This window comes from Thioalkalivibrio halophilus, assembly GCF_001995255.1.
Lineage (GTDB): Bacteria > Pseudomonadota > Gammaproteobacteria > Ectothiorhodospirales > Ectothiorhodospiraceae > Thioalkalivibrio > Thioalkalivibrio halophilus.
Genome location: NZ_MUZR01000013.1, coordinates 76,371 through 95,960, shown reverse-complemented (window position 1 = coordinate 95,960; position 19,590 = coordinate 76,371). Strand labels below are relative to the sequence as shown.

The 19,590-nt window shown below is 69.9% G+C and carries 22 protein-coding genes; 3 read left to right on the top strand and 19 right to left on the bottom strand.

Translation table 11 applies throughout. The features are described from left to right. The 18 genes from B1A74_RS05120 to B1A74_RS05035 form a co-directional block, all read right to left on the bottom strand. Window positions 1-689, bottom strand: a 689-nt coding sequence (locus tag B1A74_RS05120; protein WP_279625488.1) for a proton-conducting transporter transmembrane domain-containing protein, incomplete at its 3' end; no start/stop codon positions are given. Then, a complete protein-coding gene (locus B1A74_RS05115; protein WP_077243964.1) occupies window positions 686-2,224 on the bottom strand; it encodes a complex I subunit 5 family protein in 1,539 nt (512 codons plus the stop codon). The genes B1A74_RS05120 and B1A74_RS05115, both read right to left, overlap by 4 nt. Beyond that, complete coding sequence (locus tag B1A74_RS05110) at window positions 2,221-3,717, bottom strand: complex I subunit 5 family protein (RefSeq protein ID WP_077243963.1); 1,497 nt, start codon at window positions 3,715-3,717, stop codon at window positions 2,221-2,223. Before B1A74_RS05110 ends, B1A74_RS05115 begins: the two co-directional genes overlap by 4 nt. After that, the gene (locus B1A74_RS05105; RefSeq protein ID WP_077243962.1) at window positions 3,714-4,061 is read right to left on the bottom strand and encodes an NADH-quinone oxidoreductase subunit K; all 348 of its coding nucleotides are present in this window, start codon (window positions 4,059-4,061) and stop codon (window positions 3,714-3,716) included. Before B1A74_RS05105 ends, B1A74_RS05110 begins: the two co-directional genes overlap by 4 nt. Then, entirely contained in the window at window positions 4,058-5,098 is a 1,041-nt protein-coding gene (locus B1A74_RS05100) for a hydrogenase subunit MbhD domain-containing protein (RefSeq protein ID WP_018945572.1), read from the bottom strand. The genes B1A74_RS05105 and B1A74_RS05100 overlap by 4 nt, the downstream gene beginning before the upstream one ends. Beyond that, the gene (locus tag B1A74_RS05095; protein WP_077243961.1) at window positions 5,095-5,391 is read right to left on the bottom strand and encodes a monovalent cation/H(+) antiporter subunit G; all 297 of its coding nucleotides are present in this window, start codon (window positions 5,389-5,391) and stop codon (window positions 5,095-5,097) included. The genes B1A74_RS05100 and B1A74_RS05095 overlap by 4 nt, the downstream gene beginning before the upstream one ends. Then, window positions 5,381-5,725, bottom strand: a complete 345-nt coding sequence (locus B1A74_RS05090) for an MrpF/PhaF family protein (protein WP_024329338.1) — start codon at window positions 5,723-5,725, stop codon at window positions 5,381-5,383. The genes B1A74_RS05095 and B1A74_RS05090 overlap by 11 nt, the downstream gene beginning before the upstream one ends. Then, a complete protein-coding gene (locus B1A74_RS05085) occupies window positions 5,722-6,270 on the bottom strand; it encodes a Na+/H+ antiporter subunit E (RefSeq protein ID WP_077243960.1) in 549 nt (182 codons plus the stop codon). The genes B1A74_RS05090 and B1A74_RS05085 overlap by 4 nt, the downstream gene beginning before the upstream one ends. A 44-nt stretch (window positions 6,271-6,314) precedes the next feature. Next, window positions 6,315-6,902 carry an invasion associated locus B family protein gene (locus tag B1A74_RS05080; RefSeq protein WP_018945576.1) on the bottom strand — a complete coding sequence of 196 codons (588 nt, stop codon included), beginning with the start codon at window positions 6,900-6,902 and terminating at the stop codon, window positions 6,315-6,317. Window positions 6,903-6,987: 85 nt separating this feature from the next. Then, a complete protein-coding gene (locus tag B1A74_RS05075) occupies window positions 6,988-7,800 on the bottom strand; it encodes a lipoprotein intramolecular transacylase Lit (RefSeq protein WP_077243959.1) in 813 nt (270 codons plus the stop codon). Continuing rightward, a complete protein-coding gene (locus B1A74_RS05070) occupies window positions 7,797-8,906 on the bottom strand; it encodes a response regulator (RefSeq protein WP_077243958.1) in 1,110 nt (369 codons plus the stop codon). Before B1A74_RS05070 ends, B1A74_RS05075 begins: the two co-directional genes overlap by 4 nt. Then, window positions 8,884-10,725 carry a sensor histidine kinase gene (locus tag B1A74_RS05065; RefSeq protein WP_077243957.1) on the bottom strand — a complete coding sequence of 614 codons (1,842 nt, stop codon included), beginning with the start codon at window positions 10,723-10,725 and terminating at the stop codon, window positions 8,884-8,886. The genes B1A74_RS05070 and B1A74_RS05065 overlap by 23 nt, the downstream gene beginning before the upstream one ends. Then, window positions 10,722-11,291 (bottom strand): putative pterin-binding protein, encoded by a 570-nt coding sequence (locus B1A74_RS05060; protein ID WP_019591882.1) that lies wholly within the window; start codon window positions 11,289-11,291, stop codon window positions 10,722-10,724. Before B1A74_RS05060 ends, B1A74_RS05065 begins: the two co-directional genes overlap by 4 nt. A 171-nt stretch (window positions 11,292-11,462) precedes the next feature. Further along, a complete protein-coding gene (locus tag B1A74_RS05055) occupies window positions 11,463-13,007 on the bottom strand; it encodes an ArnT family glycosyltransferase (protein WP_077243956.1) in 1,545 nt (514 codons plus the stop codon). After that, complete coding sequence (locus B1A74_RS05050) at window positions 13,004-13,765, bottom strand: SDR family oxidoreductase (protein WP_077243955.1); 762 nt, start codon at window positions 13,763-13,765, stop codon at window positions 13,004-13,006. The genes B1A74_RS05055 and B1A74_RS05050 overlap by 4 nt, the downstream gene beginning before the upstream one ends. Continuing rightward, complete coding sequence (locus B1A74_RS05045; protein ID WP_077243954.1) at window positions 13,762-15,057, bottom strand: FAD-binding oxidoreductase; 1,296 nt, start codon at window positions 15,055-15,057, stop codon at window positions 13,762-13,764. The genes B1A74_RS05050 and B1A74_RS05045 overlap by 4 nt, the downstream gene beginning before the upstream one ends. Window positions 15,058-15,234: 177 nt before the next feature. Next, on the bottom strand, window positions 15,235-16,212 hold the full coding sequence (locus B1A74_RS05040; RefSeq protein WP_077243953.1) for a lysylphosphatidylglycerol synthase transmembrane domain-containing protein: 978 nt from the start codon (window positions 16,210-16,212) through the stop codon (window positions 15,235-15,237). Then, entirely contained in the window at window positions 16,209-17,132 is a 924-nt protein-coding gene (locus B1A74_RS05035; protein WP_019589506.1) for a UbiA prenyltransferase family protein, read from the bottom strand. Before B1A74_RS05035 ends, B1A74_RS05040 begins: the two co-directional genes overlap by 4 nt. 166 nt (window positions 17,133-17,298) lie before the next feature. On the opposite strand from B1A74_RS05035, the gene B1A74_RS05030 reads away from it, so the two are divergent. The 3 genes from B1A74_RS05030 to B1A74_RS05020 all read left to right on the top strand — a co-directional run bounded on the left by B1A74_RS05030 (window position 17,299) and on the right by B1A74_RS05020 (window position 19,179). Further along, window positions 17,299-17,802, top strand: a complete 504-nt coding sequence (locus B1A74_RS05030; RefSeq protein WP_028492309.1) for a hypothetical protein — start codon at window positions 17,299-17,301, stop codon at window positions 17,800-17,802. 1 nt (window position 17,803) lies between these two features. Beyond that, a complete protein-coding gene (locus tag B1A74_RS05025) occupies window positions 17,804-18,697 on the top strand; it encodes a DMT family transporter (protein WP_077243952.1) in 894 nt (297 codons plus the stop codon). Between the two features lie 128 nt (window positions 18,698-18,825). Further along, the gene (locus B1A74_RS05020) at window positions 18,826-19,179 is read left to right on the top strand and encodes a DUF4870 family protein (protein ID WP_018945588.1); all 354 of its coding nucleotides are present in this window, start codon (window positions 18,826-18,828) and stop codon (window positions 19,177-19,179) included. 30 nt (window positions 19,180-19,209) lie between these two features. On the opposite strand, the gene fdxA is transcribed toward B1A74_RS05020, so the two are convergent. Next, window positions 19,210-19,533, bottom strand: a complete 324-nt coding sequence (gene fdxA / locus B1A74_RS05015; RefSeq protein ID WP_018870469.1) for a ferredoxin FdxA — start codon at window positions 19,531-19,533, stop codon at window positions 19,210-19,212. Window positions 19,534-19,590: the final 57 nt, after the last annotated feature.

Genomic DNA, 19,590 nt, shown 5'->3' with positions numbered 1-19,590 from the left:
GAAAGCACCGCGCTGGCGGGTATCGGTGCGGCAGGATGGGCCAGTGGCAGCCAGAAGTGCACCCCGAGCATGCCGGCCTTGATGCCCAGTCCCAGCACCAGCAGCACCATCGCCGCGCCCTCGGGCCGTGCCGCAGCGATGGCCGCCAGCGTGGTCTCGCCGCCCGCCTGGTGGATGGCGAGCATAAGACCGGCGAACAGTGCGACCTCGCCGAACACCGACAGCACCAGATACAGCCGCGCGGCCATCCACGCCTCGGCACTGCGCTTGTGCACCACCAGACCCCAGGCCGACAGGCTCATCAGCGAGAAGAACAGGTAGAACGACGCGGCGTCCTGCGCCAGGATCAGCCCCAGGTTGCCCGCCATCGACAGCAGGAAGAACACGAAGAATCGCCGCCGGGCGGGATCGTCCGCGCGTTCGTGCAGCGCGTGCAGCCCGGCGGCCAGCCACAGGCCGGCGGTCAGGACGAGGAAGATCCGGCCGAGCGGGTCCAGCCCGAGCTCGACTCCGGTCATCAGCCATGGCAGCGAGGCCTGCTTGCCCTCCGGGCCCAGCGCGGCCAGCAGCAGGGCAGGCAGCGCCGCCCAGGGCACCAGACGCAGCGGCGCGTGTCCCGGCCGCAGTGACAGCGCCGCGGCCAGCAGCAGCGGGAGCAGCGGAACACCGAGCAGGATGAACGCGTTCATGGGGCTACCCCCGTGCCGTTCTCCATGTCACTGCCCGGCACCAGGACATATCCGCGTTCGACGATCCGTTCCACCCAGCCCAGCGGGCTCAGTTCCAGCCCGGCCAGCAGGCCCGGCAGCAGCGCCAGCACGGCCACGAACAGGGTCGGGAACAGCAACATCCAGTGGCTCTCGAAGCGCGTCTTGTGCGCTGGTGGCCGGGTCACCTCCGGTTCGGCCATCCATCCGGCGATGATGGGCGGCAGGAAATACGCCGCGTTGAGGAGGCTGCTCAGCGCCAGCACGCCCAGGATCCAGACCGCATCCCCCTCCAGCGCGCCCAGCCCCAGGTACCACTTGGAGATGAACCCGGCCAGCGGCGGCAGCCCGATCATGCCCAGCCCGCCCACGGTGAACGCCGCCATGGTCAGCGGCATGCGCCGGCCGACCCCGCGCATCTCGCGGATCTCGTGGATGCCCAGGGTTTCGGCGAAGTTGCCGGCACAGAAGAACAGAGTGATCTTGGTCAGGCCCTGGTGCACCAGATGCACCAGTCCGCCGACCACCCCGAGTGGCCCGGCCAGTGCCAGGCCCAGGGCGATGTAAGACACCTGGCTGACGGTGGAGAAGGCCAGGCGCTGCTTGATGTCGTGGGCACGCAGGGCCTGGATGGAGCCGTAGAGGATAGTCAGCGCGGCCAGCACCAGCAGCACGTCGGTCAGATGCAGGGTCGCGGCCAGCTCCAGGCCGAACACGTCGTTGAACGTGCGCACGAGACCGAAGGCCCCGGCCTTGACCACCGCCACCGCGTGCAGCAGGGCGCTGACCGGGGCCGGCGCGACCATCGCCCGCGGCAGCCAGGAATGCAGCGGGATCAGCGCGGCCTTCACCGCAAAGCCGGCAATCAGGGCCAGACCGATGACCTGCAGAAGGCCATGCGTGTCCGGCGACAGATGCCGGAGGTACCCTCCCGACTCGAATGGCTGCGAACCCGCCAGCAGGTTCAGCGCGATCACCGCGACCAGCAGCACCAGCCCGCTGGTGATGGTGTAGGCGAGATACAGCCGTCCCGCGCGCAGCGCCTCCGGTGTGCCGCGGTGGACCACCAGTGGCCAGGTGGCCAGGGTCAGGATCTCGTAGAAGATCACGAAGGTGATCAGGTTGCCCGACAGGGCGATGCCGACCGTCGCGCTCACGCACAGCGAGAAAAAACCGAAGAAGCGGCTGCGCCGCGGCGACCCCTCCAGATAGCCGATCGCATACAGAGTGGTCACGAACCACAGGATCGAGGACAGGGTCGCGAACAGCAGTGACAGGGCATCGGCGGCGAGCACGAAGTCCACGCCCGGCAGCAGCGTCAGGCCGAACTCGAAGGTCTCGCCCCGCTGCACCCCGAGGAGCAGCACCCCCACCAGTACGAGCTTGATCCCCGCCGCGCTCAGGTTCAGCAGGGTGCGCAGCCCGTGGCGTTCTTCCGGCAGGAAGAAGATCAGCAGTCCCGGTACCAGCGAGCTGGCGAGGATCGCGAGCAGGAGCAGGCCGCCGTCGGCGTTCATGACACCCCCGCCGTGTGCTCCAGCAGGTGCATCAGCGGTGCCCCGGCCAGGCCCATGGCCGCGGCGCCCGCGGCCAGTGCCAGTGGCATCCATTCCATGCCGGCGGAGACCGGGACGCCGGGATCACGCTCACCGCGGGCGAAAGCCGGTGCCACCATGCGCAGGATGTACGCAGTGGCCAGCAGGGAACCCAGCGCGACCATGACCACCCACAGCCACGTCCAGGCCTGCATGACCGGCGGGGCATCCGCCGCGCCGTGCATCCCCGCCTCCAGCAGCAGATATTTGGCCAGAAAGCCGCCGGTCAGTGGCAGTCCCATGAGCGAGATGCCGCCCAGGCCCAGGGCGAACACCGTGCGCCCGCGCGCCCGCAGCACCGGTCCCAGGGCATTCATGCGGTCGTGTCCCGCAGCCTTCTGGAGCGTGCCGGCGCCCATCAGCACCGCGGCCTTGGCCAGGCCGTGGGCGAAGGCGAAGAACACCACCACCGGCCAGGCCGCCGGCTGCAGGATCAGGATGGGGAAGGCCAGCGCGATGTAGCCCATCTGCGCCACCGTGGAGTAGGCCGCGACGATCTTGAGCCGGGGCGCGCGCAGCGCCTGGAGCGAGCCCCAGACGAGGGCCGCGCTGCCCAGCAGCCCCAGCAGCACGGCCAGCGCGGGGGTGCCCAGCGGCGCGAAGATCAGCAGCCACAGCCGCAGGATCAGGTAGAACATCGCCGCCACCACCATGCCCGACAGCATGCCGCTGACCGGCGCCGGCGCGCTGGCATGCGCGGTGGCCAGCCATACGTGCAGCGGGAATACTGCCGCCTTCATCAGCAGTCCGCCCAGCATCAGCGCGGCGGCCATGCGTTCGGTGGGGCCGTCGCCGGCCAGCTCGCCCAGCAGGGTCAGGTCCAGCACGCCGAACTCCCCGTACAGCAGCGCGGCACCCAGCAGGAACGACAGCGAGCCGAGCAGGTTGATCAGCAGATAGCGCATCGCGCCGGTGACCGCGTCGGTATCGCCGGTGAGGGCCACCAGCGCCACCGCGGACAGGCTGGCGATCTCCAGGGTGATGTACAGGTTGAAGGCATCGCCCGATAGCACCAGCAGGTTGAGCCCGCCCCACAGCCACAGCCACAGCGGCCAGAACTGTCGCTGTTCGGCGCTCCCGCGGATATAGCCGCGGGCGTACAGGCTGCCCGCCAGCGCCACCAGCGCATTGAGCAGCAGCATCGCCAGTGTCAGGCCGTCGAGATGCAGGGTGACTCCCAGCGGTGCCTCCCAGCCACCCAGCCCCACCCGCACCGCGGGTGCGTCCATCCCCGGCGCGGCATCGAGGAACAGCCCGATGGTCGCCAGCAGCCCGAGGATCGACAGCGACAGGCCCAGCAGGCCGATGCGCCGGGCCTGCCACGGCCAGGCGGAAGCCAGCAGCGGCAGCCCCAGCGACACCGCGGCCAGGGCCCCGGTCGCGAACACCAGGGACTCGGGGATGGTGGCGCTCACGGGTCTTCGGGGCGATTGCCGCGGTGGGTTCTCAGCGGCCCGGGCAGCAGCACTGCATGGCCGGTCAGGCGTGCCAGATGCACCGTCAGCGCGAGGGCGAACGCGGTGGCGCTCACCGCCACCACGATGCCGGTCAGGGTCAGGGCCTGGGCTACCGGATCCGGCGGGGCATCGCCACGCGCGGCGATGCCCAGGAACACCATGAACACCCCGGAGCCCATTATGTTCACTGCCAGGATGCGCAGGATCAGGTGACGCCGGCGGATCAGTCCGTGCAGGCCCAGCGCGAACAGCGCGGCGCCGCCGAAGGGATACAGGGTTCCGGGATCCAGGGATTCGATCATGCATCCTCCCGCGGGGAGCGTCCGCCAACGAACAGGGCGACGAGCGTGAGGGCTATGGACAGCGTCGCGCCGGTCTCGATGATCAGGATCAGGGGGTAGGCCAGATTGCGCGGCCAGGTCAGCAGCGCAGGACCGGCGAACAGCCCCCACAAGCCGAGGGCGAGGAACAGCAGCGCCCCGGCCGTCACGCCGATGCGCAGCAGCCGCGGGTCCGGGTCGGGCAGCGAGTGCGGACGCGCGAGGCTCATCAGTATCCCCGCCGCGCCCAGCACCGCGCCGGCCTGAAAGGCGCCGCCCGGGGCATGGCTCCCGGCCCACAGCAGATATACCCCCGTGACGATGGCCACCGGCAGCAGCAGGCGTACCGCCCCCGGCAGGACCGGGCCCGGCGCCGGGCGGGCGGGCAGCGCGTCATGGCGCCCCAGCGACCAGGCCCCCAGCCCGGCCAGCAGGACCATGGCCAGTTCCAGCAGGGTGTCCCAGGCGCGGAAATTCAGCAGCACCGCAGTGATGCCGTGGTCCACCCCGGAGACGTCCATGTGTGCGGCCACCGCGGGCTGCAGGCCGGGGCCGTGGTCCTGCGTGGCCAGCGTTGCCATCAGCAGCAGGGCCAGTCCGCCACTCACCGCGACCGCGCTCCAGCGTCCGCGTGCCGGGGTCGGGGCACAGCTCAGCGCGACATTGCCGGCACCCGGGTCGCGGGCGTCGCGGGCCTCCGCATCCGCGTTGCCCGTGTCGGATGCCACCGGATCCGGGGGCGGGCTCGGGCCCGCGTCCCCGCGGTGCGGGTTCATGATGTGCTTCAGGCGTTCCAGCGTGACCAGCAGCAGCGCCCCGGTGATGCCGGCCCCGATGGCCGCCTCCGCCAGGGCGATGTCCGGGGCCTCGAGCCGGACCCAGGCGATGGCCAGCAGCAGGCCGAAGGTGATGAACAGAACCACCGCGCGGAACAGGTCGGTGCTGGCCAGACAGCGCCAGGCCACCCCCAGCAGTCCGGCCAGCAGGACGACGTCGAAGGCCAGCAGCGCTGCGTTCATTCGCGCCGCTCGAACTCGCCGTGGGTCCAGGTCCGCTGGGCGACCATGTGCGCGGCCGTGGCCCCGGCGGCGAGTACCAGCACCCAGATCAGCACCAGCTTGAGGATCATTGCCGGCCCGTCGGCCTGCGGCATCAGCCCCAGCACCACCAGGCCCAGGCCGAGGTTGTCGGCCTTGGTCAGCGCATGCAGGCGGGTATAGACATCGGGAAAGCGCAGCAGCCCCAGGGTGCCGGCGGCGAAGAACACGAGCCCCGCGAGGACCAGCACGGCGGTCAGCAGATCAGCGATCATGCGTCTTCTCCGTCGGGTTATGCCCCGGGTCGTGCGGGTCTTCTTCTACCGGGTTTTCGTGCATCGGCGTGCCCGCCGGCTCCGGCAGCCCGTGCTGGCGCACGAACGCGACGGCCGCCACCACCGCCAGCAGCGCGAACACCAGCGCCACGTCCACCAGCGCCGGCTGGTCCAGGGCAAAGCCGAGCAGCAGCAGGATGCCGACCCCCGAGGTGCCGAACAGCTGGGCAGTGAGCATCCGATCACCTGAGCCCGGGCCACGCAGCACGCGGATCAGCCCGAACAGGATGGTCAGCAGCAGGAACCCGGCGGCGGTGACCAGCAGCAGGTTCATCGGGCGCTCCCCGGAGGGTCAGAGTCGAGCCCGTAGAGCCGTGCGATGCGCCGCTCGAGTTCCATCAGCGTGGCTGCATTGTCGCTGCGGCCGTCCAGCACGTGCAGGGTCATGCGGCGGCCCTCCAGGCGGACCGCCAGGGTGCCCGGCAGCAGGCTGAGCATGGACATGAACAGGGTCAGCGGCGGTCCGTGCGGCAGGCGCACATAATATGGCTCGAACGCGGGGGCCAGCGGCAGGCGCGGATGCACGGCCCGCCAGGCCACATCGATCCCGCCGAGCACGGAAGTGCGCAGGAAGAACCCGAGCAGGCCGGGCAGGGCGGTCGGGTTCAGGCGCAGGGCGCGCCCCGCGGGCAGCGCGAGCACGGCCCCCCCGGTCAGCGCGATGGCGAGCCAGGCGAACGGGTGCGCCAGCGCTGCGCCCCCGGCCAGCACCGCCCACAGCGCGGCCGCGGCAAGCATCGCCAGCAGCGCACGCAGCCACCCGGGCCGGCGGGCGCGCCGTACGGGCGGGTTCGAACTGGACTGGCGCGTGTCGTTCACGCCGTCATTGTAACGGCGCAGGGCGGCACCGCCAGAAGGTCGTCTCAGAGCCGATTACTGGCCGCAGTGAAGCCCATCAGGGAGACGTCAAAGACCAGCACCTGTTCCGACTGCAGCGGGCGGAAGCCCACGTTGAGTTCGCGGCCCCCGCGCAGTTCACCCAGCATCTCGTCGGTCAGCTCGGTGGCCGCCACGCAGCCCTGCTGGATGCAGGTGACGAAGCCGGCATTGCGTTCTTCGCCCTCGTCGACCTGCATGACGATGCCCGGACGCAGATCCACGCCCAGCGGCAGCAGCAGTTCCATCACGTGTCGGTCACCTTCGCTCCGTACCGTGGTCTGCAGATAGGGCCCCTGCTGGCCCTGGTTTTCCACCTGGAGGGTCTGCTGCATCTGGCAGAACTCGCTGCCGTCATCCAGCTCCCAGCAAAGGCTTTCCCAGTCCTGGTGGGTCGTCACCTCCGGTTCCTGCTGTACCGGCTGCGGCGCCTGGGCCGGTGCCTGGCCCGGCGCCGGGGCCGGCTGCTGGGCCTGCTGCCCCGAGGCGATGGTCGGCGCCAGTGCTACCAGCGCGCCGAGCATCACCGCAGGGCGAAGAACGGCGAAGAACGAAGGAAGCGATGGATGGTTCATGCAGTGCTCCTGGTCCGTGTCGGTCGGCAACCCCATAGCATAGCGCCCCGACGCCCCGATCGCAGGTGGTTGCGTGAGTTCACCGTCAGATGCCGGCCCCGGATGCCCCTGACCGTCGGCAAAGGAAACGCGCGAGGGTGAACCAGATGATGGCCCCCGGCAGAAGGGCGAGCAGCACCCAGACGGCGGCGATGGGTCCGAACAGGTTGGGAGCCTGCATCATCATCGACATCAGGGAATCTTCGTAATAGAAAAACCAGGGGTTGTCGGCCGGGAATATCACCTCGTGCAGCCCGTAGAACACCCGCACCGGGCCGATCAGAAGGATCACCGCGGTGCCGGTGACGAGAACGCCCCCGGTGACGGCGGCGATGCGGATTCCGGAGGGCGGTCGGGCATGTCGCCACCCCGCATGGGCTGCCAGTAGCAGGAAAGTGACGGTGCCGGCCACCCCGGCGATATTCAGGGCGTTGACCAGCCGCGCGACGTCCTCCAGGTGGATGATCTCGGGGGGTGTCAGAAGAGGGGCAACGGCGCGGCCGTCGGGGAGGTGGTAGGTCAGTTCTTCAAGTCCCGCGCCATTGCGATGGATGGCATCGACGATGGCGCCGAACAGGCGCTCCCGTTCGGCGCGGTCGGTGTGGTGAAAGCCGGGCCTGTGGTGGTTCTCGGGTCCGTAAGTGGCGATGGTCTCGTCGATCTCGAGTACGTCGTACCAGACGCCGTAGCCAAAATCGACGGACGCGAGCGCGTGCCAGGACAAAAACAGCGCGGCGACCGCGAGGCCGACGAGCATGGCGGCCCATCGCAGCGCCTCGATGACGCCGGTGAGCCGACCGGACCAGCGCTGGCTGGCGGGGGCCGGATCGTGCGGCTCTCGGGGGCGCTCCGGGCTCATTCCACGGCGAGGGTCATGGAGCCGGCCAGCACCAGGGCGACGAGCTCGGCCTGGCGATGGGTGTCGGTCTTCTGGAACAGGTTGCGCAGGTGGAAGGTGACGGTGGTATTCGACACGTCCATGCGCCGGGCGATGTCGGCGGTGCGCCAGCCGTCGGCCAGGGCCAGGGCGATGCGGGCCTCGGTGGGGGTCAGGTCGAACAGGCGGGCCAGGACGTCTTCCGGCAGGCGGGCGCGCCGTTCGGGGTCGGACAGGAGGATCACGGCCGCGGGTTCCTCCTCCCCGGCCTCCCACCCGGCCTGATCGCCGCTCCCGGGCAGGGGATAGATCATGGCCAGGAGCTCGCGCCGGTGGCCGTCGCGCGGCAGGCGCATGCACTCAATGGCGTCATCGGCGGCCGGTTCTTCGGCGAGGACCCGGCGCAGGGCCTCGCGCAGGCGCCGGTCGTCCTCGGAGTGTACCGGCTCCGGCGGGCGTCCTTCCTGCAAAGTCAGCGCGTCGCCGGCCATGCGCCGCGCCGCGCGATTGGCCAGCAGCACACGGTTGCCGCGGTCGAGCAGGACGACCCCGGGAGCGACCGGATCCAGGGCGCGCGCCGCGAACTCCAGGCTGCGGCGTCCCTGATCCCGGCTCTGGCCGAGTCCACCGAGGGTACGGCGCAGTTCGGCGAACTCGTCCTCTTTCTTCTGGCGCATGCGCCGCACCTGGCGCAGGCGGGCCTCCACGGTCGCCAGCAGGAGGTCGAAATCCACCGGCTTGACCAGATAGTCGTCGGCGCCCGCGCGCTTGCCATCGACCACCTCGCGCGGGTCGGACAGCGCGGTGAGGAACACGAACGGGGTGTCCGCCAGTTCCGGGCCGCGTTCGCGCACCGCGGCCAGCAGTTCGTAGCCGTTCATGCCCGGCATGTTGATGTCGCACAGGATCAGATCGGGGTGTACGGCGTCGATCTGCTCCAGGGCCTCGTCGCCGTGCGCCGCCTCGATGGCGACATGACCCGCCTCGCTCAGTTCTTCGCAGATGTCCCGGCGCAGCAGGGCTTCATCCTCGGCGCAGAGGATGCGTGCGCCCGGGACGGCGGCATCATTCGGTGTGCTGTGGTTCATCCGGATCCTGTCCTCGCGGGAGTTCCAGCGTGAATGTAGACCCTTCCCCTTCGCGGGAACGGACGGTCAGGTCGCCGCCCTGGGTGCGCGCGAGCTGGCGGGCGATGCCCAGGCCCAGACCGATGCCGGTATGGCGGGCGGCATTGCGGGCACGGAAGAAGCGGTCGAACAGCCGCGCCTGGTCTTCCTCGGGGATGCCGATCCCGTGGTCCGTGACGTGGCAGGTGATCTTCTCCGGTTCGGCGCGCAGCTCAACCTCGATGGACGCGGTCTCGGGCGAGTATTTTCCCGCATTCGACAGCAGGTTGGCGAGGATCTGCTCGACCAGCGCGCGATCACAGCGCGCCATCACCGGTCCATCCGGGGTGACGTTCAGATGTACCGGATTGTCCGGGGTGATCTGCCGCTGGGTTTCGATCGCCTGCTCCGCCAGCGGGCGCAGGTCGCAGGGCGTGGTTGTGGCGGCGACATGACCGCCCTCCAGACGCGCGGAGGTGAGGGCGTTCTCGATCAGCCGGGTCATGTGGGCGACAGTGTCGCGCAGCTGACGGTAGCGCGCCTCGCGGGTTTCGCGGTCCATGGACTCCCCGCGCCTCAGCAGGCGCTGCAGGCCCGAATCGATGATCGCCAGCGGGGTGCGGAACTGGTGCGAGGCCATCGCCGCAAAGCTGCGGTAGAACTCGCTGACGCCGCGTTCGCGCTCCAGCGAATGCTCGAGGCTGCGCGCGGCGTCCTTGTAGCTGGTGATGTCGGCCAGACGCAGCACCTGGCCACCGTCATCGGTGCGGCGCAGGGTCATCTGGACCCAGCCGCGACCGGGGACTTCCAGGTCGTACTGCGCACCGTCGTCCGCGGTGATGTCGGCCGGGTCGCCGTGTTCGGTGTCCGGCCGGGTGACGGCGCGGATGCTCTCGAGCAGGGTGTCCAGTGTCTGCCCCTCGTCCAGGGCCCCGTCCGGCAGCGGCAGCAGGCTGGCGAACTGCGGGTTGACCAGGATCAGGCGGTCATCGGGGTCGAACGCGGCAAAGCCGTCCGGCGCGGTGTCGATGGCGTCCACCACCCGGCGGCGTTCGGCCTCCAGGTCGCGGGTGCGGTTGCGCACCTCGATCTCCAGCCGGTCGCGGTGTGCGGCCAGCGCCTCCTGTGCATGGCGCCGCTGCCGCAGGGCGTTCATCAGGAGGGCGGTCAGCAGGATCCCGGTGACCAGGATGCCGATCATCATCACGATGGCCTGGATCAGGCTGGCGCGGTGTTGATCCAGGCGTTCCCCCGTGCTCTCCCATTCCTCGATCATCACCGCGTTGGCGATGCGGTTGAGTGCCGACATCAGGGGCTTGAGTTCGGCATGGATCGCGTGGGCCGCCTCGACGTTGTCGGGGGCGACGTCGTCGATCATCGGCTCGATGCGCTCCAGATGCTCGAAGGTGCCGTCCAGTGTTTCTTCCAGCCCGATGTCCTTGACGTAGCGCCGCTGTGGCCCGGCATCCAGCAGGACCAGGCGGCTGGTGAGCACGTCGTAACGCAGGCCGGGTCGGGCATCCGCGTCCCCCAGGGTCCGTCGGTGGACTTCCTCGTCCAGACGGTGACTGGCGACCTGCGCCTGGGCGGTGACCCACAGCATGTTCTCGTCCACATTGCTGCGCATGTCCTGCTCCACGTCGTGCAGGCGCATCAGCGACACCGTCAGGAAGATCGCGAAGGTAAGGACCGCGAGCACCGGCAGCACATACGTCGAGACACGGCGCAGGCTGGGGACGGCCGAGGGATCCGGGGCATGGCCCCGATCGGGTGCGGGCTCGCGGGCCGGGCGCGCGATCATCGCACCTCCAGGTGCTCCAGCTGCCAGACCCAGCGGTAGTCGTAACGGATGTCGTCCAGCTCGGCGTGATCGTCGCGCGGGTAGACGATCCACAGCGGACCCTTGTCGCGCGGGGTCAGGGCCTCGCCATCCCGGGTATGCGCGACGACCACGTCATAGTCGTGGAAGTCCTCCATCGGGATGTCGACGATGTAGTCGTTCAGGGCCGTGGCCACCACCTCGTCACCTTCCGCACCGAGAGCCTCCAGCAGGTCGCGCATCAAAAAGCCCTCGAAGTGGTTGACCCCGTCGGTGACCACCGTGGAGGTCTCCAGTTCACGCTCCGGGAGGCGGTCCAGCATCGCCCGGTCCAGCAGGGCCCGGTCTCCGTCGTTCGCATGTTCGATGGCCCCCTCGACCCGCAGAATCACCTCGCCCTCGGGTTCGGCTCCCGGATCGAACCCCGGAGCGGAGTCCCCGGGATCCGCAGCAGTCGCACTGAAGGGCAGGAACAGAAGCATGGCCACCAGGGCTGCAAGAAGGCCGGGCGCATGCGCGCCGGGCGGATGAATTCGGACGACGGACATGACAAACCTCCGGACGGATGGCAACCACCAGTTCGAAGGCAGTGTCGCGCGAAATCCTGCCCTATGGAAGAAGGGGGAAATCGCGCGCTGAAAACAGTGTGCCGGAACGTGATTCGGGACACCCCCTCCGGATGGAGGGGGGTGTCCGGGCCTGCATCGGACGGCCCAACGTCAGTAATCCGCGGTCTCGGCGTAACGCTCGCGGAAGGCGCAGCGGCCGTCGGGGAGCCAGGCGGGGATGTCGTAGTAGCGTTCGAGGGTCGGGCGCAGGACGTCCTCGTGGTAGGCGGCGTAGTCGAAGCCGTGGCCTTCGGCGACCTGCCAGGGGATGCCGCCGGCCTCGCCGGTGCGGATCTCGACGCGGTCGAAGAACGGTTCCAGGTCTTCGCGGTCGACCTCGCCACGGCGCGGGATGAACACGAAGTCCTCGCCGTCGAGGGCGCGGAAATCGGTGATCAGGTCGTCCTGGCGGCCGTAGTGCGAGCCTTCGCCGAAGACCCCGAAGTAGTGTTCGGAGTAATGGCTCAGCATGGCCGAACGCGAGTAACTTCGGGTGAAGAAATGCCAGTCCTCGTCGGCCCGATCCGCGTCGGAGTAGGGCTCGGTCAGCGCGGCGACTTCCTCGGGGGCGAGGTAGAACACGGCGCTGGCGTGGTCGCCGTGGCCGCGCAGCCAGTCCACCGGCAGAGTGGCGATGGCCAGCAGCAACAGGGCGTGCAGCAGGGCCAGCAGGCCGGAGAGCCAGACCGAGATCCGCAGGGCGCGGGTGGTGAGGAACAGCGCGGGCACCAGCAGCAGCGGGGCGAACACCGCCAGCCAGTGCAGCCCGATCCCGGTGAACGGCGACAGCAGGGCGAACAGGCCCAGCGGGATCAGCCCGGCGGAGACGAACACCCCGAGGCGGTGTTCGCGCACGCCCTGCACCACGGCCCGGCGCTGGCGCGCGAGGAACCACAGCAGCCAGGGCGTGAACAGGTACACCAGCAGGGCGGCATAGGTCAGGGTGCCGCCGGGGTCGAAGCCGTCGCCGCCGTGGCGGTTCACCACGTTGAACATCACGTTGTACCAGCAGTTGTCCCAGTTCCAGTACAGGTTGAGGGCCACCGCCGGCAGCACGCCGAGGATGATCAGCAGCAGGCCGCGCCAGTGCTCGCGGGCGAACAGCATGATGTGCAGGCCGATGGCCACGCCCAGCAGCACGGCGAAGTATTTCGACAGGAACGCCAGCCCCAGCGCGACCCCGCCGAGGAAAAAGGCCAGCGCCGCCACCCCCGGGCGCGGTTCCCGCAGCGCGTACCACACCAGCCCGGTGGCCAGCAGGCCGAACAGGATCAGCGGGGTGTCGGTGGCCACCAGCACGGCGATGAACAGCAGCGGCATGAACAGCGCCAGCAGCGAGACCAGGCGGGCGCGCACCGGGTCGTGCCGGTGCCACAGGGCGAGGATCAGCAGCGCCGGGGCCACGGAGACCAGGATGCCCGGGATGCGGATCACCAGCGGGTGTTCGGACACTGCGGTGACCGCGCTCAGCCACCAGCCGATCATCGGCGGATGGTCGTAGTAGCCGAGATCCGGATGGGCGGCCCAGATCAGGAAATAGGCCTCGTCGCCGGTGATCGGCAGCAGCGCGGCGATCAGCGCCTTCAGCGCGATCACCGCGAGCAGTACCGCCGGGTAGTGGCGGGCGGGCCAGGGGGCGTCAGCGGGCAGGCTCACAGCCGCAGGTGGCGGAACAGCCAGTCGGGGAAGTTGCGGATGATCAGCATGATGATCCGCCAGAACCACGGCACATAGGCCACCGCATGGCCTCGGCGCAGTGCGCGAAGGATGCCACCGGCGACACGGTCGGGTTCCGCCCACAGGGCCCCGGCGCGATTGAAGCCCTCGGTCATTGGGGTGCGGACAAAGCCCGGCTTGATGGTCACCACATCCACGCCCGCCGGCGCGAGGCGATGCCGCAGGCCCTGCAGGAAGGTCGCGAGCATGCCCTTGGCGGTGCCGTAGACGTAGTTGCTCTGGCGGCCGCGGTCCCCGGCGACCGAGCCGATGGCGCCGATCACGCCATGGCCCTGCGCCTCGAAGTCGGGGGCGATGCGGGTGAGCAGGGCGACGGCGCTGGTGCCGTTGATGCGCAGCGCCTCTTCGGTGGCCTCCACCGAGTCGTGGCAGGCGGCGGGATCGGGCAGGCTGCCCCAGGCCAGCAGCGCGGCATCCACCTCGCCCAGGTGTTCGCGGGCGGCGGCCCAGGCGTCGGCGTGGGTGGCCGGGTCGGCGGGATCGGCGGCCAGCCCGCGGATGCGCTCGCCGGCGGCGTCGTCGCCGCGCACGCGCAGATCCGCCAGCAGGCTTTCCAGACGCTCCGGATTGCGGGCGACGCAGAACAGGCGGGCGCCGGAGCTGGCCAGACGGCGGGCGACGGCACTGGCGATGGCGGAGGTCGCGCCGAAGATCACGACGTTGTTCAGCGGATTCATGCGGTCACCCGGCGCCAGAAGCTGGAGGAGAATTGAGGGTCGGTCAACTTAGCGAACTCGATCCATTCAGGAAACCCGGCACGGAACATCGCGCCGGACATGCGGGCGTCCTTGGCCGGGTAGAGCGCCCCGTGCGCCTCGCGCACCACACGGTCGAGGCGCTCGAACAGCGCATGGGTCGCCGCCCCGCGATCAGGGAAATCCAGCGCCAGGGTGGTGCCCGGGCGCGGGAACGACAGCATCCCGGCCGGCGACTGGCGGCCGAAGGTCTTGAGCACCGCGAGGAACGAGCCCTGGCCGCTGCGCGCGATCTGGCGCAGCAGCTCGGCGACGGCGTCGCGCGCGGTGCGTTCGGGGAGCACGCACTGGTACTGGTAGAAGCCTCGGCGGCCGTAGATGCGGTTCCAGTCGCGGATCCCGTCCAGCGGGAACAGCCAGCCGCGATGATGCGCCGGATGCGGGCTGCGGCGCAGCGGCTGGTGGAAATACAGCTCGTTGAACGCGCGCAGGCCGGGACCGTTGACCAGCGAGAACGGCGGATCCACCGGCACCCGCCGCCGGGGTTCGCGGAAGCGGGCGCGCGGGGGCGGGGTAACCGCGTGGCGGCCTGCGGAATAGATCCCGCGGCCCGGGGGATGGCGCCGACCATCGGCCAGGCAGTCGATCCAGGCCACGGTGTAGGGCCATTCGCGGCGCGCGCGGGCATCCAGCGCCCAGAAATCGTCCAGGCTGTGGAAGCGTTCCGACCACACCGACATCCAGGCCGAGGATACCGGCACGAGCTGCAGGGTCACGGTCTCGATCAGCCCGGTCAGGCCCAGCCCGCCGATGGTGGCGGCGAACCAGCGCGGATTGTGCTCGGGGCTGACCTCGACGCGGCCGGCATCGCTGCGGTGCAGGGTCAGGCGCTTTACGTGCGCACCGAAGCTGCCGGCGACGTGATGGTTCTTGCCGTGTACGTCGTTGGCCACCGCGCCGCCCAGGGTCACGAAGCGGGTCCCCGGGACCACCGGCGGGAACCAGCCGCGCGGCACGCTCAGTTCCAGCAGTTCGTCGAGGGTGACCCCGGCCTCGGTGGTGAGGATGCCGGTCGCGGGGTCGAACTCGACGAAGCGGTCCAGCCCGCGGGTATGCAGCAGATGGCCGCCGGCGTTGAGGCAGCAGTCGCCATAGGAACGCCCCATGCCGTGGGCCAGCAGCGGCCCGTCCGGCAGCCGGTCCGGGCGGAACGCCGGCGCGCTGTGCGCGGCGTGTTCCACCCGCGGGATGCGGTTCCAGCCGCTGGTCGTCATGCCGGACCCCCGGTGCCCTTTCCGTCCTCGTCATTGCGAGGCCCCGCAGGGGGCGTGGCAATCGCCGAGGGCCGCCCGGGGTTCGGAGCGTGCGGCTGGGTCGCGAGATTGCTTCGCTGCGCTCGCAATGACGGGGTGTTGTGTGATGTGTTGTTGTGCGGGTCGGGCATGGAACGCCTACGCATGGTGCTCGTCCGGGAGTTCGCGGCCACGGGCTTCGGGGTTGGTGCTCAGCGCGATCAGGCCCAGCAGCACCGCGAACCACAGGGTGGTCAGGCGGATCAGCGTGGTCGCCGCCACCGCGTCCGCCGCCGGCATGTCGTGCAGCAGGAGCAGGCCGATCATCACCGCCTCGGTGCCGCCCAGCCCGCCGGGCAGGAAGCTCAGCGCCCCGGCCAGCATGGCCAGGGCGAACACGAAGGCGGCGAACGCGAATCCGGCCTCGAAGCCCATCGCGTTGAGGATCCACCAGAAGGCCAGGGCCTCGGCGCTCCAGGCCACCACGCTGAGGGCCGTGGCGCCGGCGAGCAGGTTCGGGGTGTGGCAGCGCCGCGCCTGCAGCAGGATGGTGGCGGCGTGATGCAGGCCGCGCCACAGTCGCCGGCCGGGACGGTCCGCGTGGCGTTGCAGGGCCTCCAGCGGTCGCCGTTGCGACAGCACCAGCAGGCCGGCGGCCACGGCCGCGACGCCGGCCAGGATCAGCGAGGTCCCTTGAGTCACCAGCGTGAGCCCCAGCAGCGACAGCAGCACGACCGCCACCAGATCCGACAGGCGCTCGCTGACGAACGCGGCGAAGCTGTCCGGATAGGGGACGTCCCGGCGCTTGAGCAGCACCCCGCGCAGGGCCTCGCCGGCCTTGCCCGGGGTGGTGGTCAGGGCAAAGCCGGCCAGGTAGATGTGCAGGCTGGCGGGCGCGGCGATGCGATGTGCCAGCGCCCGCAGGTACAGCTGCCAGCGGGCGAATCGCAGGCTGTAGTTGACCAGCGACAACGACAGGGCCAGCAGCAGGCCGAACGGGCCGACCTGCACCAGCGCGTGCCAGACCTCTTCCGCACCGGCCCAGATGGCGATGCCCAGATACGCCGCGGCGGCAACGATCACCGACAGGATCAGCCCGCGCAGGCGCCAGCCGGTCAGGACCGGGTTCCCGCTCACGACAGCACCGCGAGGGTCACGCCCAGCCAGGCCACCACCGTCACCAGCAGATGGGCGTCGGTGAACAGGTCGCGCGAGGTGTCGCCGCCGCGCCCGCGAAAATGCAGCAGGTACAGGTAGCGGAAGATCCCGTAGATCACGAACGGCAGGGTGTAGATCAGCTCATCGGTGCCGTGCAGGGCGATGACCTCCGGGCTGACGGTGTACAGCCCGTAGGCGATCACCGTGCAGGCCGCGCTGATGGCGATGAACTGGTCCAGCAGCGCGGTGGAATAGTCGTCCAGCACGCGCCGGGTGTCGCCCCGAGTGTCACCCCGGCTGTCGTCCCGGGATTCGGGTGCGGGGTCCGCGGGTGCCGGGCCGGCGGTCACGGCGGTTTCCGCCAGCTCCGAGCGGCGCTTGGCGAAGCCCAGGAACAGGGTCAGCATCAGGCCGCACAGCAGCAGCCACTGCGAGGGTTCGATGCCCAGCCCCAGGGTTCCGGCCAGGATGCGCAGCATGAAACCGCCGGCGATGCTGAACACATCCAGGATGACGACATGCTTGAGCGCCAGCGAATAGGCGATGTTCAGCACCAGATAGCCCGCCAGCAGCCCGGTGACCCAGGCGCTGACCAGCAGGCCGAGGGCCAGCGCCAGCACCACCAGCACGCTCAGGATGATCCGCGCGGCCGGGATGCCGATGGCCCCGCTGGCCAGCGGGCGGCGGCACTTGGTCGGGTGCCGGCGGTCGGCTTCGACGTCGAGAATGTCGTTGAGCACGTAAACCGCGCTCGCCATCGCGCAGAAGGCGAGGAAGGCGAGCGTGGCCGCCAGCAGGGTCTCGCCCTCCCAGGCATGCGCGAACACCGGTCCAAGGAACACGAACCCGTTCTTGATGTACTGGTGCGGACGCAGCAGTTTGAAAATCGGCTGGAGCATCGGTGCGTGCGGAAAGGCCGGCGGAACGGGCTGGCAGTGTAGGCAAATGCGCCGGCCGGTGCACCCGCGAAGATGGGCACGTGCCCGGTTTCGCAGTGTGCGCGGGTGCGATCGGTTACCATCCGGGACGTTTCTCCGATCAATCCGCTGTCACCGGGAGTCTGTCATGCAAGCACTGTCCGTCCTGAAGAAAACCGTCGTCCTGTCTGCCGGCCTGGGCCTGCTGCTGGCCGCCGCGCCGGCGGCCGCCGATCTGTCCGAGGGCGACGCCTTCCCCGACGTCACCCTCAACGACCAGCACGGGGAGCCGCTGGAGCTACCCGGCGATGCGCGCGTGGTGCTGATGACCGTGGAGATGGCCCCGGCCGACATCACCAATGATGTCCTCGGGGACATGGGGCCCGAGGCGATCGAGGAGGCCGGCATCCGCTACGTGGCCGATACCCACGGCATGCCGCCGTTCGTGCTCGAGAACGTGGTCATGCCGCGCATGCAGGAGCGCCCCTATCGCACCGGGGTGACCGAAGGCCCCGGGGACATGGGCTTCATGCCGCATCAGCGCGATCATGTGAGCGTGGTGTTCCTGGATGGCGAGGGTACGGTGACCGGCACCGGCGCGGCCGCCAGCGAGGCCGCCCTGCGGCAGATGCTGGAGGGCGCCGGCGACTGACATGGCCTTCCTGCTGGGCCTGCTGACCGCGCTGGGCTACGGCGCGGGGGATTTTCTCGGCGGCCTGGCCTCGCGGCGGGTTTCGGCGCTGGTGGTGGCCTGCTATTCGCAGCTGCTGGTCACCGCACCGCTGCTGATGCTGGCATTGCTGATGGCGGGGCTGCCCGGGGAGGCGGCCCTGCTGTGGGGCGGTGCCTCGGGCGTGGCGATGGCGCTGGGCCTGCTGGCCTACTACCGCGGGCTGGCCGAAGGCTACATGGGGCTGGTCGCGGCGGTGACCGGGGTGCTGTCGGCGCTGGTGCCGCTGGCGGCGGGGCTGGCTCTTGGCGAACGCCCGGGATGGTTCTCGCTGGCGGGGATCGTGGCCATCGTGGTGGCGATCGCGCTGGTCTCGGGCGGGGCCCGGGAGGCCAGTCCGCGTGACCCGGACGCGCCGGTGCGGGGGGCGGACGGCCACGGTCACCGCGGGCCGCATCCGCTGCTGGGGGTGTTCGACGGCGTGCTTGCCGGGGTCGCCTTCGGCCTGGTGTTCGTGTTCCTTGACCAGGCCAGCGAAGGCTCGGCCCTGTGGCCGGTGGTGATGGCCGGCGGCGTGGGCGGGCTGGTGCTGCTGGGCGTGATGCTGCTGCATCGCCCCGAGCGACACATGGCCCGCAGCACGCTGGTGCTGGTTGCGCTGGCGGGCCTGCTGCAGGGGCTCGCCACCCTGGCCTTCGTGGTGGCCGTGCGCATCGGGCTGTTGTCGGTGATCGCGGTGGCCGGGGCCCTGTCGCCGGCGCCCACCGCACTGCTGGCGCGGTTCTTTCAGGCCGAGCGCATGAGCCGGCTGCAGCTCGCGGGCTTCGGCTTTGCGCTGGTCGGCATCGTGCTGATCGTGCTGGGCGGGGCGGGGTGAGCCGGGAAGGCATGGGGGCTTCGGCAAGCGCCGTATTCGCGTGCAAGCACGCTCCCACAATCAGGCACCGGGATGACCCGTAGGAGCGCGCTCGCGCGCGAATGCAGCAATCGTAGAAGGAGAGAGGTATGGAAACGGAACTGGCGAATGAACCCCGCACCGAGCGCACGTTCGTGACGATCATCTACGTGCTGTACTTCGTTGGCTTCTTTGTCGCCATCACGGCCCTGGTCGGGGTGATCATGGCGCATGTGAAGCGCAGCGATGCGGATGCGATCAGCGAGACCCACCTGCAGTATCAGATCCGGACCTTCTGGATCGGTCTGCTGATGGCCGTGCTGGCGACCCTGACCGCGGCGATCGGGATCGGGCTGATCATCGGGCTGCTGTTCCTGGTGTGGGTGCTGGTGCGGTGCATCAAGGGCGTGATCCGCAACAGCGACGACCGGGCCATCGAGGACCCGGCCACCTGGCTCTGGTAAGCCCCGTAGTGCGGGGCTCCGGGCGGGGTCTCAGCGCTCCAGGTACTGCAGCTTGCCCTCGACGCCGTCCCACTCTTCCGCGTCTTCCGGCGGGTCCTTGCGCGCGGTGATCACCGGCCAGGTGCGCGCCAGTTCGGCATTGAGCTCGATCATGTGCACCTGATCCTCGGGCACGTCATCCTCGGGGACGATCGCCTCGGCCGGGCACTCCGGCTCGCACAGGGTGCAGTCGATGCATTCGTCGGGGTCGATGGTGAGGAAGTTGGGCCCCTCGTGGAAGCAGTCCACCGGGCAGACTTCGACGCAATCGGTGTACTTGCACCGGATGCAGTTCTCCAGAACGATGAAAGCCATTGCGCTTCTCCATTGGTCGTGTTGCGACGCCACGGCTCCTGTGTGCCGCCGCTCGGT